Here is an 18,466-nt window from a genome sequence, read left to right as displayed (position 1 = left end):
TTAAAATGGAAATTCTTGTAACGGATTTTTAATAAATCCTCTATTTTCTAAAATTTCGCACAGATCTTTCTTTTCCTTGATTCCACGCTCATAGATTTCTAGAAGTTCTTTCTCAGCGTTTTTAATTAATCTTTCTTTTGAAGCTACTTTTTCAATTGTTCTTTTGTTTTTTCTATCATCATTAATTTTCATTAAATTGATTAACGTACTTCGCATTAATTCTTCATATGTTGATTTTGGATTTGTTTGAACTTCTTTTCTTGCAATTTCTTTTATTTCTATTTGAGCGACCATTTCAAAAATATCCAGTTTCGTTAATTCATGGGTCACCCTATCACAAATATTACATTTCTCATCTTCAAATTGATCTATGTCATATTGATATTTCTTTTGAATAGTATCAATTAATTTAAGGTCAATTTTTGATGTTACATCTCGATAATCCAGAGAAATATCATCATACTGAATGATTTTTTTAAAATCTCGCGAACGTAGAGCCTCAATTTTGGGCTGAACAAGATATAATTCGTCTTTTGCCGTTTGTCTAATCAAAGACACCGTAATTTCTTCCATATTTTGCAATAATGCATTTGTCTGTATCAATCTAAAAAGATTGACAGCAATTGCAGTTATACCTTGACATTCATCATAGAAAGCATGACTCAATTTAGCATTTAATTGGGTATAATTTTTTAAGTATTGTAATTTCCAAAGATCTTCAAGAAACATTTTCCATTCTCTTGAATCTTCTTCCATATTTGACCATTTAACAGTTCCCATACTCGAGCCTCTTCGCGCCTGTCTCAAATTACCAAATAATTGTTCAGCTTGTGGCGTTCCAATTAATACTAGAGGTATCCCTACTGTATTTGCAAGAGTAACAAAGAAATTAAGCATTGTATCATTCTCTTTATTATTAACTAAATGCTGTATTTCATCAATGCATAAAACCCCAACCCCATGCAAGCTTGCAACAATAGACATTTGTTGCAGAAGTAAAGAAACTGAACGAGTAGAGTAAACATTTTTTTCAAAATATCGCGTTCCTAAAATGTCATCAACAGCCTTAAAGAAATTTTTACATAATGTATTGAGGCTACCATCATAAGGACAGTCAATTTTCAGCCAGACAATTTGAGTAAGATTGACAGATTTGTCCTCATATTTGCTATGAATTATTACTTGAGGATACATGAGAAGCAGCTTTTCAACAGCTGTTGTTTTCCCCATACCGGAAACACCAATTACTGGAAAGGCATCTGCCGTTGAACGTAATCCTTCAAACTTCTTTACATAATTCTCTTCGGAAGACTCTTTTTTTAGTAAATCATTCGAGATGTTATTTAGTATTCTAATTCTTTCAAGAAAGCTTATTTCCATCGGATTTCTTGCAAGATAACCTTTACGAATAATCGTCCCTAATTTTGACTCGATTTTTAAATGATTAGTCATAGGTTCAACAAACTCACTTATTCGTTGTATCATGTGACTACGAACTCCTGTAGATTGAGATTTATCTTCATCACTGATTTCTGGTATATTCCTTATTTTTTTCGCGACTTCAATTGGTTCCATAAGTGGTGGTAAGGATTCAATAAAAGGATTTCCATTGTATTCAGCAACTTTTTGTTCTTGATATACTGCTTCTACAACTTCTCCTTTAAGAATTGTTGTTGAATTATTCATTCTCGTCGTTTCCTTTATCTTCATTTTGAATTTTTTCCAAAATATTTAATAAATAGTCATCTTTTGCAACAACTTCTTTCTTATTAAAATAAGAAAAAACCTTTCCTTGTCCTCTTTTCAGATCATTATCATTTTCAAGATTAAAAGCTTCTATATTTCTGTTGAATGCTTTTTCTTCTGACCTATTTTTTCTGATGTTTTTTAAAGTCTTTGACTTCGATATTTTCCCATTTACACTAATTGTATTTTTCTTTTGATTTTCTGCTTTTTTGACGATTTTTGCTATTCTTTCCATAGTATTTACATTTATTTCAGGCTCTTTTTTTCTACCTTCTCGAATTAATTCATTCTCAAGTTCTGAACTATATGCTATCTCTTCAAAAAAATCTTGTCCATATTGAGCTTGATCAGAAATCAAATAACAAATTTCGTAGTCATTATTTTTTAGTGGAATGTAGATATTTTTCATATTTCTCGGATCATATATAATATCAATCTTTCTTTTCTTTTTTACAAACCATTGTTCCTTAATAGACAATTTAGATGTGTAATGAAGACCAGTAAATTTAATTCCTTTTCGTGTTACAGTTCCTTTTGCTTTAGGAAGAAGACTTAATAAAAATCCTTTTTTATCTGCTTTTCTCAACTGGCTAGTTCCAGCTTTTATGCTATAATTCCATAAGTCAATTGGCCTTGGAACGACCTCATTTATCCTCATGTCTCTGCTTGTTTCATATTTGGACATAATCATTCTATTATTTTCGAGAACCAGCTCAATCATTACCTCTGTAAAAGCATGTAAATCAAGGTTAGCTTTTAAACGGTAATCGACATCTCCTCGCTCTCTGTATTCTTTCATTATCGCGCCAGGTAACTGACGTTTTATTTTACCATTAATTGTCCCAAATTTTCTTTCAACTATTCCCTTCATATCTCCACGATATGGTCTCGTATTCTCAATTGTGATATTAAAATTATTTATTATCCCTTCTGGAAAGTGTCCCATAAATTCTCCTCGATCCGCAATTATGATCGCCGGAATATGATTGCAAGGCCAGTCTTCTTCAGAAATAATAATTCCAAATTCTTTGCAAAATTCAACTTTGTTACTTATCATATTGGCTAACGCCCCTGTTGCTCCAAGTGCAGATGGTCCTTCTAATCCTACGTAAAGACCAGTAATCATCCGAGAGTAAACATCAATAACACCGTATACGACAGGTCGTCCAATTGGCTTATCCCGATGCAAACTACTTACCAGGTAAACATCTGCTATCGTTGCATCAATCTGAAATCTACTTCCTATTCCAAATGTTTCGGACTGAGAATTTGCTGTTAATTCTCTATTGGTGAGCTCATACTTTTTCGAACTCTCTCTTAACGAAATTTCCTGATTTTGATCTCTTATTTTTTCAAAGTAATAACGAAACTGAGAATAAGAAGGTCTTTGATTCTCGTTTTTTAATTTATATTCATTTTTTTTTGTTATCACATGATCACTATAAAAATCTCGTAAAAACAGGTTATATGTGTCAAGAATAGTAAATTTGTTGGCACTTAGATAGTATTTTTTATAAGCGGAAATTATTTGATTTTTTACGACATCGGTGATAATGATTCCCGAACTTTGGATACCTGATAAATCGATATTTCGTTTTCTTCCAGATTTTTTTGTTCCTTTTTTTTCTTTTCCACTCCCTCCTGAATATAACCAATCAGGTAACAGCGCATTCTTTATCATTCCTCTCTGCCAATAACGAGACAATAAAGCTTTTATTTTTGCTACATTATAGCCACTTTGCTCTGCAATAGATGAAATACATTTCCCTCTCGTTTCTTTTTTTAATAATTCTGACATTTTGGGAATACACCACTCCGTTACAAAGATCCAGTCCAAATTTCGTTGGTCAAGCGTCTTTTTAGGGATTCCATCATCTGTATAAGGTAGATTAAATGGATCATCCATTTCAGTATAAAGACCAATAACAAAATTCTGATTCATTATTTCTCTTTCAATTATAAAAGGCATCGCATTTCTTTTTTTCATATTGATAACATAACAACAGTTTTCCTGAATACTTATAATTCTATTTACCTGGTCTTTTTCGTTATCAAAGTAAACTTCAGAGAGATATTGCATTCGAAATATCCTCCACATCAATGAACAAATTATTGTCATGAAATTTGGCAGGAACAGCACTATTAATTTTTTCATACAAATTTACTTCAATCCATTTTGTCGCGATCAAATTGTGATATAGTGCTATACCGACACCTGGGCAAATACTCATTCGTCGATCAAAATCATTTGTAATTTCAATAAGTGGTATTCCACTTCCTTCTGCAGCATGGAGTTTATCAAGAAAAATCTTTTTTAAATATGTAATTTCGTTTTCATTCAAACCAGACAAGCCTTCGACTTCGCTCAAATCAAACCTGTTTCGAAGAGCTTGCAAATTCAAAATATAGCTGCTATCAATATATTTTTCCGTGATAATACCCCAATTAATATTATTTCTGCGACACCATTCTCGTTCAATTTCGAATTTCTCTAACACTCGTGAATCGTATAAGTCTTTTTCATATTTAGCTGTTCTAAAAATATCGATCGATCCATCTTCAGTCCGTAAAGTTATATTAAAATCTGTTGTCATAACAACCAGTTCCCCGTTTTTAGGGTTAGTTGGATGTTTGATGCCCAGTTCATCTGCAATTAATAGGGTTTCTTGAATTGGAAGTAAAGGATACTGTTCACGTATATCCAAAACCCTATCACTGAAATCTAAAATATGTAAAATATTACGTTCTAAATCAGATAACAATTGATGCTCTCTTTTAATTTTTAGCCCTTTAATTCGAGATACCCTTCCACCCTTCGGACCACCAATTACATTAATCCAAGGTTTATATCCATCATAGCTTCCAGATCCAAAACCTTCTTTTATACCTTTATCTATATATTTAGGGTAGTTTGAAACTTGCATAAAAAGCACCTCCAATAAGTTTATTCTAACTCATTACAGGTGCTTTTTATATATTTTTTTATAGATTTAAGCAAATTTAATTTTTTGTGCAAACTTTTTTAGCTTGATGCAAACTTTCATCACTTTGTGCAAACTTTTTTAACTTTGTGCAAACTTTTTTACACGCCCACATAAGCTCTTAAAGACGAATCGCTTCTTTACTCAACCGTCACGCTCTTAGCCAGATTTTTGGGTTTATCGACATCACAGCCTCTGGCAACCGCCAGATAATAGGCTAGCAGTTGAAGATAAACAATGGTGGGAATGGCGGTGATATCATCGTCCATTTCTGGAATTACCCACACCTCATCGACCTCTGTGGCAATGTCTTGATGGCCTTCCTGGACAATCGCCAGGACATGGGCGCCTCGAGCCTTGACTTCTTTAATATTGCTGAGCATTTTTTCAAAAACATTTTCCTGAGTGCAAACCGCCACAACGATGGTACCGTCCTCGATTAGTGCGATGGGGCCATGTTTAAGCTCCCCGGCCGCGTAGGCTTCGGAATGAATATAGGAAATCTCCTTGAGTTTTAGCGAACCTTCCATGCTGGTATAAAGATCAACACCTCTACCCATGTAAAAGAGATCATAGATTTTATGATTTTTATCGGCAAACGCTTTAATTACGGCCTGGGTTTCCAGGGCTTTTTCGATGAGTCCCGGGGTCATCATCAAACCATGGCAAATCCGGGAGCCTTCTGCCTTTTCCATTTTCCCGTTAAGTTCTCCTAAAAACGAGGCTAACATCATCATGCAACCCACCTGAGTGACATAAGCCTTAGTCGATGCCACAGCGATTTCCGGCCCGGCATTGGTATAGATCACATCATCGGCTTCCCGGGCGATCGAACTTCCGACCACATTGGTCACCGCTAAAACCCAGGCCCCCCGTTCTTTAGCCAACCGGATAGCAGCCAGCGTATCAGCGGTTTCGCCGGATTGACTGATGACAATCAGTAGAGTGTTTTTATCCACGATTGGATCTTTGTAACGATATTCTGAAGCTGCCTCGGTTTCCACGCTGATCCGGGCAAATTTTTCAAAATAGTATTTGCCCACCATTCCGGCATGATAAGCTGTACCACAGGCAACAATCTGAATGCGGTTGATGTTTTTCATCATTTCGGTATTTAGCTTAAGACCGGCGAAGGTTACGCCACTTTCACAGCATCGGCCCATTAATGTTTCCATCATGGCTTTGGGCTGTTCCACCATTTCTTTAAGCATAAAATGATCATAGCCGCCTTTTTCCGCATCTCCGGGATCCCAATCGACGGCGAAAATTTCTTTTTCGATGATCTCACCATCACTATTCATTACCTGGATAGTGTCGGCGGTAAGCACTGCAATTTCGCCGTTATCCAGCAGATAAACTTCCCGGGTATAGTTTAGAATCGCCGGAATATCAGAAGCGATAAAATTCTCGCCGTCTCCCAAACCCACAATCAGGGGGCTATCTTTGCGTACAGCTACAATTTTATCCGGCTCATTAGCGCAAAGAACTCCCAACGCATAAGAACCCTTTAGCTGCTGCATCGCCATTTGAATCGTCTTGACAATGTCCCCGGTATATAGCTCATTAAGCAAATGAGCCACTACTTCCGTATCAGTGTCGGAAACAAACACGTGGTCCCTATCTTTAAGCTCATTCTTCAATGCCATATAATTTTCAATGATGCCATTGTGCACGACGGCAATCTCTTGATTAACACTGGAATGGGGATGGGCATTGGCATCAGAAGGAACCCCATGGGTCGCCCAGCGGGTATGGCCAATGCCAACCTGGCCGGAAAGGGGTGCTTTTTCCAGAGCATCTTCCAGATTTATAAGCCGTCCCTTTTTCTTTTCGATCCGGATGATGTCATTTTCCAACGTTGCAATTCCGGCCGAATCATAGCCCCGGTACTCCAACCGGGAAAGACCGTTAATTAAAACGTCCTGAGCCTGCTTAGCTCCGATATAACCTACTATTCCACACATTTTTTCACCTGTTTTCTTTTTTTATGCCATCTTTGTCCTAAAGATCACTCTTTAGTTTTTTATGACAATTCTCCAGGGCATCCGCCGAATTTTCGATACTCCCTGACCTCGTCAACTCAACCTTGTGTGGACCAACACTTGAGTTCTGGCGCTTCTTTGTTGTTTTTGGTTTTGGCCCATTATTATCCCCAAATACTAACTCGATTATTCTATCATAAAAGCACTTTTAACACAAAGAAATGAGGACCTAAGCCCTCATTTCTTAATCAATTTTTAATGATTTTCGCTATTTATTCGAATTATGCCACCACAGGCCGCCCCACGGCTTCGATTGAATCGCTCAAACGTGCCTCAATCAATTGAGCCAATTCTTTTGCGATCCGGGTTAGTTCATTCTGATCTTTTCCTTCAATCATCACCCGAACCAGTGGTTCCGTTCCTGAAGGCCGAATCAGTACCCGCCCCTGTCCGTGAAAATGGGTTTCGACCTCTTTGATCTTTTTTTGAATCTGGTCGTCACGCAGGTAATCCTGTTTTCGTCCATTTTCAACCCGGGCATTCACCAGAATCTGAGGATAAACCATCATGAGATCTCCCAGTGTTTTGGCATCTCGTCCATCTTTTTTTAGTAGTTCCAGCAAAACCAACGCTGTCAGCATGCCATCTCCAGTAGTATTATGATCCAGCAGAATAAGATGGCCGGATTGTTCCCCACCGAGATTATAATCCCCCTCAATCATGGCCTCCAGTACATAACGATCACCCACATCGGTTTTGATCGTCTGGCATCCGGCTTGATTCAGGGCGATATCCAGACCAATATTGCTCATCACCGTCACCACAACCGTATCCTTTTTCAGCCGGCCACTAGCCTTCATCCGACTGCCAATGAGATTCATGATCTTATCACCATCAATGATATTCCCATTATTATCCACGGCCAGACACCGGTCAGCATCCCCGTCAAAGGCGATACCGATATCAGCTTTTTCTTTTACTACCCGTTGTTGAAGCGGTGTAAGATGCGTCGAACCGCACCCGGCGTTGATATTTTTTCCATCTGGTTTATCACCAATAACGACAACCTCTGCTCCAAGGTCACAAAACAATGCCGGTGCAATGTTATAAGCAGCACCATTAGCACAATCCAGTACCACCCGAAGCCCAGAAAAATCTGTTTCAATTGCTTTTTTGATATGGTTGAGATAGAATACTTCCGGATTTTCCAGTGTCTGAATACTACCACCATCTTTTAGCGGCACGGCCTGACTTTGTAAAATAATTTCTTCAATTTCGTTTTCTACCGCATCCGCTAGCTTAAAGCCCTGACCATTGAAAAACTTGATCCCATTAAACTCATAAGGATTATGAGACGCCGAGATCACAACTCCGGCATCGGCCTTAAGCGCCCGCGTAATAACTGCCACGGCCGGCGTTGGTAGCACTCCCACCAGTAGCACATCGCCGCCCACCGCGAGAATTCCCTTAGCTAATGCCATCTCTAGCGGCGATCCCGATTCACGGGTATCCCGACCGATGACAATCTTTGGCCGGTGGGCATTTCTGCCTAATACGCTGGCTCCCGCCTGACCAAGGCCATAGGCCAACTCCAATGTTAAATCCTGTTCATATATACCACGTACACCATCGGTACCAAATAATTTCCCCATCTATTATAACTCCTTCGATTGTATGCTCATAAACCAAAACTAATAAAATTTAGCGACTAAAATAAAAAACCTTATCTTTATTTTATCGGCAATACCAGCCTTTTATTAATTATTTTGCAGTGCATCCCTTTATTTTCTCATGCAAATGTTAAAATCTCACCTATTATACCGCAGGACTACCGAAATTCAAAATGTTTTATGATTCCGCCTCCAAGTACCCGGCGTCCCTGATAAAAAACCAGGGCCTGACCAGGGGCTGGTGCCCGCACTGATTGCCGACTGTGAACAATCGCCTGATTGCCGGGTAGCCGTTCAATCTGACCACGGTAGATATGACCCCAACGACAGGTTTTAAAGGAAAACTCCTGTTTGGTAAGGTCAACGTGAGGATGCACAAATAGTTGATCCACAAAAATCCGATCTTTAAACAAAACCTGCTCATCATCAAGAACAACGGTATTTGTTTGCGGCTCAAGACCGACCACTGCCCATTTTGTGTTTGATAAAAGACCAAGCCCCCGCGTTTGGCCCAGAGTAAAGTTTTGTATCCCTTTATGCCGCCCTAAAATTTTCCCCGAAGAATCCACAAAAATACCAGCTTCGGCGGGCTGTGATCCAAAAATTGCTTGTTTTAAAAAAAGTTGGTGCCCTTTTTTAGGGATAAAACAAATCCCCTGGCTTTCCGCACCTTTTGAAAGTTCCGGTAAAAGCTTCTTAATCATCCCGCGTACCTGATTCTTGGACTCAAAAGCATTCAGCGGAAAAATCAGTTTTTTAAGTACCTCCTGGTTAAGGTGATACAAAAAATAGGATTGATCCTTTCTGGCATTAGGGCTGGCCCATAATTCATAACTGTTGTCCTTTTTTTTGACCTCGGCATAATGACCGGTGGCAATTGCAGCCTGATCATTAATCTTTGCAAAATCACAAAGCAGCGGGAATTTCATGGTCTGATTACACAGCATGCAGGGGTTCGGGGTTTCGCCGTTTTTATACGCATCAATAAAGGGCAAGATGACATTTTTTCTAAACTGATTTTGTGCTTCCAGTACATGATGCTCTATTTGAAGATTCTCGGCCACCTTTCTTGCGGCCGTGATGGTTTGTTCTGAACTTAAAAAATTGAAGGTTACGCCGATAACCTCGTAACCTTCACTTTTTAAAAGACTTGCCGAGGCAGCACTATCAATACCGCCACTCAGTCCGATTATTACTTTTTTCTTTTTCACGGTTATTTTCTTTCTATTCATATTAAGTGTCGGGATCAAGTCCCCGTATTAAATGCTGCTGCTAAATACCACGTTAAACACTTTCTTAGTAGTTTAGATTAACGCTCACCGAGCTTTTTCAGCCGGGTTTCTTTTTTATTAATATGGGCGATCTTGGTTTTTAGTGATTTTAGTTCCAAGGAATTATCACGCTGGTCTTCCCAGACTGGCCAGTTTTTATTGGCTTCAATTAAATTGATGATTTCTTCGGTCAGCCAGGGGTTACAAACCAGAACCGGACCCAAGGTATTGGTAAACATACCCTTGCCGCTGATAACGCCTTCAAAGCGGGTCTCGCCGTTATTGCCATAACCATATTTTAACCAGCCAAAAGGCGACTCTTCTTTGATATCCAGATCCAACATCTGAATTTGACTACCGATGATGTCCATTTCTTTGCCGTTGTAGCGGCAACTGTAATAAAGATCATCTCCGTAGACGACATGATTTTCCCGTGTTTTCACCTCAATAATTCCCAATCCTCTGATCGTGGACTGATCATCCCGCTTTATTGTTTCACCAAAAAGACCCACCGAGGTGCCGGTCACCAGCATCGGCCGGGTTTCAATATAATCCATCAGTTCTTTGCGGTGCGGTTCCAGATAGGCCGCAACTACTTCAAAATGTTCAATTTCTCCCGGTGGACAAAACAGGAAGTCAAAATCGATCGGATTAAAGGTCTCCGTATCGAGATTAATCTGTTCGACCTCAACCCGGTAACCCCGCCGTTCCCCTTCAGCCCGAATGGCCAACAGGTTACCCCGGTCGCCATGCAGGTTAAACATATTATTAAAAAGCCAGCCGACTTTTATCGTCTGTTGCATTAATTCTGTCCTCCCTCGATAAATTTTTTCATCTTTTCAAAGGTGGAAAGCCAGGTAATCAAATAAATATTATCTGTTTTGGCCTTATCAATTTCGGCGAAAATTTCGTTAATATTATCACTGTCCATGATCGTGATCGCTTCTTTGGCAACCCCATCATAAATAAGCCGATTGGCGGTATCATATGAAACATGCTCAGAGAAACACAGGTATCGCTCGACATTGGAATCGACTACTGGTTTAAAATCACAGTCAAAGGCGTAAAAGGTATTGATATAATGGGGCACAAAGTCATTGACCACATACAAACCCAGGGCCACCATTTTTTCACTCTGATCAGAAGCCATAATATTTAACGCACTTTGAAGGGTATCGGGATTTTCCTGTTTAATCCGCATGTATTTAATGGTTTTGTTCTTATAGGTCAATACCTCAAAGCGGCCGCCGATGTTTTTAAAGTTTTCAAAAGCCTTGGCCGCAGCTTCTGGCGCAATCCCACAAATTGCTTCACAAACAGCCAGAGAACCGGCGTAATTATAAAACATGAAGGGCAGATCGTAGGGCATATGAAAGCTCACATCTTTTAACTTAAAACTTTGATCATAAAAATTCAGGTCAGTGATCAGATAGTCCGGTGTTTTTTTGCTGGCAAAGCCACAAAAGTCGCAATGAAAAGGCCCGATACTGTCCACATTGTAATAGTCAAAGCTCATATCGTGATGGCATTTGGGACACGCCTGGGTGGGAAAATCCGCACCTTTGGTGAATGATTCATCGTGATGGGAAACTCCGTAATAGATCGAGCGGCAGGCGGTTTCCTCAAAAAATCGGGATCGCGGTTCTTCGTTATTGAGGATCAGTGTCATCTTGGGATTCACCACCTCTTTTAATTTACGGATAATAAAATCCGGATCCCCATTTCTCTGGACCTGGTCTTTTTGCAAATTGGTAATTAGCATGTTTTGAGCTGGCAATTGAGCATAAATCAAGGGCAGGTAGCGCTCATCCGTTTCAAAAATATAATAGTCGGCCTTAAGTTTCCCCGATAAACTCGCTTCTTTGGCCAGAATTGTGGCAATGCCACCGAGTAAATTGGCACCTTCCAGATTCGAGACGATCTTTTTTCTGTTTTGTTTTAAAATGTGGGTAACCAGGTTAGTCGTTGACGATTTTCCATTCGTCCCCGTAATGAAAATAACCTTCGAATAGTCGATGTTTTTAAAATGTTTTACAAAATCAGGGTCGATCGTCAAAGCCTTTTCTCCGGGCAGATTGGTGCCCCGATCCTTACTGATCATGTTGATGGCCACACCCATTAATTTTGCAAACCATAATGCGAGATAAAATTTCATGATTAATAACCTTTCTTATTATTGACGTTGCAATCGTGCCGCGAACGTTACAGTTGTTTATTTTTTAATTTTTCTCGAACCACGGTGATCATGCTTTTTCGATCACTGGGTTCGTTCTGCTCTGATCCGTCACTGTGATTTTCGCTTTCCAGGCTTTGACTCCAACTCATCTGGGCGGCTCCGGCAACCACTGCCCCAACAAAGCAAGCGGTACTAAACATACTGGCTAAACCGATGACCATCGCCACCAGTTCACCGTAGATCATCCCGTTAAAGCGTACAGGATGGATATCCCCATAGCCGATGGTGGCAAAAGAGATGACCATGTAATAAAGCATATCAAAGGCGTCCAGGGCCCGGTCTGAATTAGCGGCATAAAAATTCGGATCGATCTTAAAGCAATTATAAACCATTAAATAGAGGATACTCATTTCGCTGACAACCAGTACCAGCATGCCCTTTAAAATACTGGCGGTTTCCTGATATTTTCGCCTTTTTGAAACCGAACTCCGAATGATACTGGGATTTGCAATGGCTCGAATCATCACCGAAAAACAGAGGATCAAGGCAAAAGAAAGCCCCACCAGACCGAGTGGCAAACTTGGCGGTGAAATAAAATTCGCAAACAATACAAAATAATGACCCAAAACCAGATAAAAGATCAGATCCACAAATCGGGAGACGACAAGATCCTGAAACTGGTCAATTTTCATAAAGAGGTGCTGAACCAAAAATACAACGATGATAAAAACGGCAAAACTTCCTAAAATTCCGATCAGTTCACTTATTAGAATACGATGATGGCTGGACACGACCACCAGTGAAATAATTAGCAATGCGCTGGTAACCATTAGAATCCCCTGATACTCATAATTAACGATTAACTTTACCAGAAAACGGCGAAATGGTTTGATTTTTTTAGTTTTATTTTGCCTTACTGCTTCAACAAGTCGTTCTTTATTATAAAATAGAAAAAGTTCAAACAAAAAAAGCGAAAGGATAAACAGATCATAAATAATAATAATGGTATTACCGTTGGCAAGGGTCTCGTATACCGGAAATTCATTGACTAACGGATTCATATGAAAACTCCTCATTGGTCTTGCGATTCACAACACTCAATCAATTTTATTTTTTGTCTTTTTGACATTTTTTTTATCACGGCTTCCCGACTGAGGGCTTCCGACCGATTATTGAGGGCTTCCCAATAAACCAGCGTCACCGGCAGGCGACCCCGGGTATATTTTGCTCCGGTTCCCGAATTATGAACCTTAATCCGAGCTTCTAGATTACAAGTCCACCCCGTATAAAGTGTATTGTCATTACATTTTACGATATAAACGTAAGCCTTGTCTATCATTTGTTTATCTTTCTTTCCGTATCCGTGGAAAATCTTCTCGGAGACGTCTATTATAAGGACAAATCGATTCCATCTACGAATCGATTTGATTCTGGCAATTCCGATGCTAACTGGCACACCATGAAAAAAAGATCCCTAAAAGGGATCTTTATTGTTTTTTTCGTAATTCCTAGAAATTGCTATTTCTTGGTCTTCTCGTTTGTTTTCTTTTTGTTCGACATTCACGACATCTTTTTGGTTCATTGTCAAAACCTTTTTCCTGGTAGAATTCTTGTTCACCTACAGTAAATACAAATTCTTCGCCACAATCTTGACAAATTAAAGTTCTGTCTTCCATGAGTAACCTCCACTTAATTTTATGTACAGGATCTGATTATTCTTTTTTAAATGGAGCATGGACCATTCTGTCTGAACGTTGTTACCATTTATGAACATGTAATCATTAACTATACTGTAGTTATTATACAATGTTCGTTTACATTTGTCACCTGTTTTTTTAATTTTTTATTGAGTTAAATTCTTTTTTCGGATATATTTAACTAATACTATTTCAATTATAAGGAGATAAACCATGAGAGATCATCGACTGATAAAATATGCCCAAACCCTAATCAACTATTCCCTCTATGTGAAACCAGACGAATGGGTTGTAATCCGGGGGTCTGATCTGGCTCTGCCCCTGATTAAAGAATGCTACCAGGCCGTGTTAAAAGCTGGCGCCCACCCTACCGTTTTGCTTAACCCGGAAGGAATTTCAGAAATTCTTTTAAAGGAAGGCAGTGATGATCAACTGCAGTTTAATGCCCCCATGATGATGTCAATCTATTCAAAAGCGGATAAGATTCTAAACATTTTGGGAGACCATAACTTAAGGTCCCTGGCCGCAATTCCTGGTGAGCGTATCGCTCTACAACGCCGTTCTGGCGCACCGGTTACTAAAATTTACAATGACCGGGTCGCCCGGGGTGAAATGGATTGGACGCTGTGTCTCTATCCCACTGAAAGTGGCGCCCAGGAAGCGAACATGTCACTTTCTGACTATGAAGAATTCGTATTTTCTGCCTGTCTCCTCAATACCGACAATCCCATTGCATCCTGGCAGAAAATTCATCATGAACAGGCGGCAATGGTCACCTATTTAAATCAAAAAAAAGAATTCCATGTGCTTGCCAAAGATACCGATCTGACCCTTTGCACCGAAAACCGGATCTGGATCAATTCCGACGGTCACCATAATTTCCCCAGTGGCGAAGTCTTTACTGCGCCGGTAAAAGAAAGCGTAAACGGAACCATTCGTTTCACCTTTCCTGGTATTTACAGCGGACAGGAAATTGAAGACATTAAGCTCACCTTCAAAGATGGCCGGGTTGTAACGGCTAGTGCCAAACGTGGCGAAGATTTGCTTAACGCTCTGCTTGATACGGACGAAGGTTCCCATTATCTTGGCGAATTTGCCATCGGCACCAACTATGGCATCACTAAGTTTACCAAAAACATGCTTTTTGACGAAAAAATTGGTGGCACCATCCATATGGCTCTGGGTAAATCCTATCCAGAATGCGGACCCATCAACGATTCGATGCTCCATTGGGACATGCTCTGTGACATGAAAGACGGCGGTGCGATTTATGCCGACGGAGAGCTCTTTTATCAGAACGGTCGGTTTATAAAAAAATTGTAATAACCCCGACTTTATGGTATTATTGGCAAATATATAAACAGGAGGAAATTAATGGAGACCACGGAAAAAAAGACGAATTTTATCACCAATGCAATCGATCAGGACATTATTAACAAAGTCTACACCAACGATCGCGTTCACACCCGCTTCCCCCCCGAACCAAACGGCTATTTACATATCGGTCATGCTAAAGCCTCACTACTTAACTATCGCATTGCAAAACAATATCACGGCAAGTTTAATCTCCGCTTTGACGACACCAACCCGATCAAAGAAGAGTTGGAATATGTCGATTCGATAAAGGAAGATCTCACCTGGCTGGGAATCAAATGGGACGACCGACTCTTTTTTGCCTCCAGTTATTTTGATAAAATGGCGGCATACGCCGTTGAACTGATTGGTAAGGGCCTGGCCTTTGTTGATCAGCTCTCCGCTGAAGAAATGCGCCAGTATCGGGGAAACCTGACTGAACCCGGCAAAGAAAGTCCCTACCGCAACCGCAGCATTGACGAAAACCTGAGCCTGTTTTCTCAGATGAAGGCTGGAAAGCTACCAGAGGGTTCTTATATCCTGCGGGCTAAAATTGATATGAGCAGCCCCAACATGAATATGCGGGACCCGGCCATCTATCGGATTATGCACACCAAACACCATTCGACCGAGAACGACTGGTTTATTTATCCGATGTACGATTATGCCCATCCGATTGAGGATGCCATCGAGGGTGTTACACACTCCCTCTGTACTCTGGAATTTGAAGACCACCGACCCTTCTATGATTGGGTGCTTGCTAACATCGACGATTTTAAGAATGAACCCCCGCGACAAATCGAATTTGCCAAACTCAATCTGACAAAAACCATTGTCGGCAAACGGTTTTTAAAGCAATTAGTCGATGAAAAAATTGTCGACGGCTGGGACGATCCCCGCTTAGCCACTATCTCCGGCTTGCGCCGCCGTGGCTTTACGGCGGAATCCATTCAGGCTTTCTGCGAAGCCATTGGAGTCGCCAAAACCAACAGTACTGTGGATATCGCGATGCTGGAACATTTTATTCGGGACGACTTAAAACTAAAGGCCCCCCGTTTAATGGCGGTCATTGATCCTCTGAAGGTAACCATTACTAACTACCCGGAAAATCAAACAGAATGGGTTGAGTTACCACTTAATCAGGAAAATGACGCGATGGGAAGCTACAGTACACCATTTAGCCGCGAAATTTTAATTGACCGCAAGGATTTTATGGAAATTCCTCCCAAAAAGTATTTTCGGCTATTCCCCGGAAATGAGGTCCGCCTGCGCGGTGCCTACTTTATCACCTGTCAGGAAGTGATCAAAGATGCCGATGGCCAGGTGATTGAGCTTAAATGTACCTACGACCCGGCCACCAAATCCGGCGCAGGCTGTGAGCGAAAGGTCAAAGGGACCATCCACTGGGTGGACGCCAACCACGCCAGCGAAGTGGAACTCCACCTCTACGACTACCTGGTTGAGGATGATGCCGGCCTCAACAAAGATAACTTTCTGGAACGGATCAATCAGAAATCATTGGAAATTGTCAAAGCCTATATTGAACCAGAACTGCTAAAAGCCGAGCCCTATGAAAAATTCCAATTTATCCGCAACGGCTTTTTCTCGGTCGATCCTAAATATTCTAAACCAGGTGCACTGGTTTTTAACCAGATCGTCTCTTTAAAAAGTTCTTGGAAACCGACAAAATAAATTTATTAATGCTGCTACATGCTGCTTTTAGACGAGGGGAATAAGTTATGAAAATATGGTCTGAAAAAGAAAAAATATCCCGGGAAGAAATCCGGAAACTCCAGTTTAAGCGTTTAATGAAAACCCTGCATCACGTTTATGAAAACGTGCCTTATTATCATGAAAAGTTCAAAGCCGCCGGGGTTAAACCGGTGGATATCCGAAGCCTTAAAGATCTGCGGCTCCTCCCACTCACCACTAAGGAAGACCTGCGGAAAAATTATCCCTTCGGACTCTTTGCCGTGCCCAAAAATAAAATTGTCCGTTATCATGCCTCTTCCGGGACCACCGGAAAACCAACTGTGGTCGGTTATACCAAAAATGATCTAAAAGTCTGGCGGGAAGTTATCGCCCGGATTGTGACCATGGGTGGCGTCACCAATGAAGATACCGCCCAGATCACCTTTGGATTTGGTCTCTTTACCGGTGCCTTTGGCTTACAACAGGGTTTGGAAAAGGTTGGCGCCGGGGTGATCCCGATTTCTTCCGGAAATACTAAAAAACAGATTATGATCATGCAGGATTTCCAATCCACCGTCCTGATCGGAACCCCCTCCTACGCCCTGCATCTGGCTGAAACCGCCCAGGAAATGGGGATTGATCCCAAAGAAGAACTGTTTCTTAACTACGGACTCTTTGGCGGCGAAGGCTCCACCGAAGAAATGCGGGCAAAACTAAACGAGGCCTGGGGCATTATCTCGACTGAAAACTATGGCATGAGCGAACTCATCGGTCCCGGAGTTTCCGGAGAGTGTCAGGCTTTTAACGGCATGCATATCAATGAGGATCATTTTATTGCCGAAATTATTGATCCCGAAACCCTGGAAGTGCTGCCGGAAGGTTCGGTCGGCGAATTGGTGATTACACCAATTACCAAAGAAGGACTACCGCTAATCCGTTACCGCACCAAGGATATCACTCAGCTTGACACCACCCCCTGCGATTGTGGCCGAACCTCTGCCCGGATGGCAAAGATCACTGGCCGAACCGACGATATGCTAATCATCGGTGGGGTTAATGTTTTCCCATCACAAATTGAAGGGGTACTCCTGGGCATTGAGGGAATCGGCTCAAATTACCAGATTCGGGTGCTCAAAAAAGGGTATCTTGATCGTATCGAAATCGATGTCGAAGTGATCAATCAGGACCTGCTGGTCTCGGTTACCCTGCTTGATCAGCTTTACAAAGAAATCGAATCCAAACTCCATACGATCCTTGGCATCCACGCCGGTATTCATCTGGTTGAGCCCAAAAGTCTGGTTCGCTCCGAAGGAAAAGCCAAACGGGTCATCGATCTGCGATCTTAAAAATTTATAGGAGGCAAACCATGCTTATTAATCAATTATCGGTCTTTATTGAAAATAAAAAAGGCCATCTCAGCAAGATCACCAAAGTCTTAAAAGATGCCCAGGTTGATATTCGCGCTATTTCCGTTTTTGACAGCGCTGAATTCGGGATTTTGCGGATCGTCGTGGATAAACCCGAGGTGGGCGCCGAGGCTCTAAAAAACGCCGGGCATGTCGTTAAACAAAGCTATGTGCTGGCGGTGGATCCTTCTGATAAGGTTGGCAGCCTTCATGATGTCTTTTCGCTCCTTTCTGAAAATGACGTCAATATTGAATATGTCTATTCTTTCGTTATGCCCAATAACCAGGGTTCACCCCTGATTATTTTAAAAGCCGACGATCAGGAAAAAGCCATTGCCCTGCTGACCGCCTCGGATTTTAACCTGATTCCCAAAGAGGCCGTATATAACGTTCAAAATAACTAAACAAAATACACTTGGTCCCTTAACCCCGTACCAACAATTATTCGTCCGCAAGCAAACAATGAATTAATAATTGCTCGGTCGGCAGGCA

General features: G+C 40.9%; 15 protein-coding genes. 4 read left to right on the top strand and 11 right to left on the bottom strand.

What is annotated here, in order from left to right:
- The 11 genes from ACIZ62_RS05860 to ACIZ62_RS05810 all read right to left on the bottom strand — a co-directional run bounded on the left by ACIZ62_RS05860 (position 1) and on the right by ACIZ62_RS05810 (position 13,502).
- On the bottom strand, positions 1-1,686 hold the full coding sequence (locus ACIZ62_RS05860; RefSeq protein WP_414151436.1) for an ATP-binding protein: 1,686 nt from the start codon (positions 1,684-1,686) through the stop codon (positions 1-3).
- Positions 1,679-3,826 carry a Mu transposase C-terminal domain-containing protein gene (locus ACIZ62_RS05855; protein WP_414151435.1) on the bottom strand — a complete coding sequence of 716 codons (2,148 nt, stop codon included), beginning with the start codon at positions 3,824-3,826 and terminating at the stop codon, positions 1,679-1,681. The genes ACIZ62_RS05860 and ACIZ62_RS05855 overlap by 8 nt, the downstream gene beginning before the upstream one ends.
- Positions 3,810-4,670 (bottom strand): TnsA endonuclease N-terminal domain-containing protein, encoded by an 861-nt coding sequence (locus ACIZ62_RS05850; RefSeq protein WP_414151434.1) that lies wholly within the window; start codon positions 4,668-4,670, stop codon positions 3,810-3,812. Before ACIZ62_RS05850 ends, ACIZ62_RS05855 begins: the two co-directional genes overlap by 17 nt.
- Positions 4,671-4,867: 197 nt before the next feature.
- On the bottom strand, positions 4,868-6,691 hold the full coding sequence (glmS, locus tag ACIZ62_RS05845) for a glutamine--fructose-6-phosphate transaminase (isomerizing) (RefSeq protein WP_414151433.1): 1,824 nt from the start codon (positions 6,689-6,691) through the stop codon (positions 4,868-4,870).
- 299 nt (positions 6,692-6,990) lie between these two features.
- Positions 6,991-8,361, bottom strand: a complete 1,371-nt coding sequence (gene glmM, locus ACIZ62_RS05840) for a phosphoglucosamine mutase (protein ID WP_414151432.1) — start codon at positions 8,359-8,361, stop codon at positions 6,991-6,993.
- A 176-nt stretch (positions 8,362-8,537) separates the two neighbouring features.
- Entirely contained in the window at positions 8,538-9,590 is a 1,053-nt protein-coding gene (gene mnmA / locus ACIZ62_RS05835; protein WP_414151431.1) for a tRNA 2-thiouridine(34) synthase MnmA, read from the bottom strand.
- Between the two features lie 98 nt (positions 9,591-9,688).
- Positions 9,689-10,453: a type 1 glutamine amidotransferase gene (locus ACIZ62_RS05830; RefSeq protein WP_414151430.1), complete on the bottom strand. Its 765-nt coding sequence runs from the start codon at positions 10,451-10,453 to the stop codon at positions 9,689-9,691.
- Positions 10,453-11,805, bottom strand: a complete 1,353-nt coding sequence (locus ACIZ62_RS05825) for a MurT ligase domain-containing protein (RefSeq protein ID WP_414151429.1) — start codon at positions 11,803-11,805, stop codon at positions 10,453-10,455. Before ACIZ62_RS05825 ends, ACIZ62_RS05830 begins: the two co-directional genes overlap by 1 nt.
- A 47-nt stretch (positions 11,806-11,852) precedes the next feature.
- On the bottom strand, positions 11,853-12,887 hold the full coding sequence (locus tag ACIZ62_RS05820) for a potassium channel family protein (RefSeq protein WP_414151428.1): 1,035 nt from the start codon (positions 12,885-12,887) through the stop codon (positions 11,853-11,855).
- Between the two features lie 11 nt (positions 12,888-12,898).
- Positions 12,899-13,165, bottom strand: coding sequence for a GIY-YIG nuclease family protein (locus tag ACIZ62_RS05815; protein WP_322519901.1), 267 nt, complete (start codon positions 13,163-13,165; stop codon positions 12,899-12,901).
- A gap of 169 nt (positions 13,166-13,334) precedes the next feature.
- Entirely contained in the window at positions 13,335-13,502 is a 168-nt protein-coding gene (locus tag ACIZ62_RS05810; protein WP_041668887.1) for a zinc-ribbon domain-containing protein, read from the bottom strand.
- A 234-nt stretch (positions 13,503-13,736) separates the two neighbouring features.
- Between ACIZ62_RS05810 and ACIZ62_RS05805 the strand changes: the two genes are divergently transcribed.
- Genes ACIZ62_RS05805 through ACIZ62_RS05790 form a run of 4 tightly spaced genes read left to right on the top strand, consistent with a single transcriptional unit; the run spans position 13,737 to position 18,378 of the window.
- Positions 13,737-14,846 (top strand): aminopeptidase, encoded by a 1,110-nt coding sequence (locus ACIZ62_RS05805; RefSeq protein WP_414151427.1) that lies wholly within the window; start codon positions 13,737-13,739, stop codon positions 14,844-14,846.
- A 51-nt stretch (positions 14,847-14,897) separates the two neighbouring features.
- Positions 14,898-16,568, top strand: a complete 1,671-nt coding sequence (locus ACIZ62_RS05800) for a glutamine--tRNA ligase/YqeY domain fusion protein (RefSeq protein WP_414151426.1) — start codon at positions 14,898-14,900, stop codon at positions 16,566-16,568.
- 47 nt (positions 16,569-16,615) lie between these two features.
- Positions 16,616-17,914 carry a phenylacetate--CoA ligase family protein gene (locus ACIZ62_RS05795; protein ID WP_414151425.1) on the top strand — a complete coding sequence of 433 codons (1,299 nt, stop codon included), beginning with the start codon at positions 16,616-16,618 and terminating at the stop codon, positions 17,912-17,914.
- Positions 17,915-17,934: 20 nt separating this feature from the next.
- A complete protein-coding gene (locus tag ACIZ62_RS05790) occupies positions 17,935-18,378 on the top strand; it encodes an amino acid-binding protein (protein ID WP_111887554.1) in 444 nt (147 codons plus the stop codon).
- Positions 18,379-18,466: the final 88 nt, after the last annotated feature.

This window comes from Acetobacterium carbinolicum, assembly GCF_047456275.1.
Lineage (GTDB): Bacteria > Bacillota > Clostridia > Eubacteriales > Eubacteriaceae > Acetobacterium > Acetobacterium carbinolicum.
This window is presented reverse-complemented; position numbering and strand designations above follow the sequence as displayed.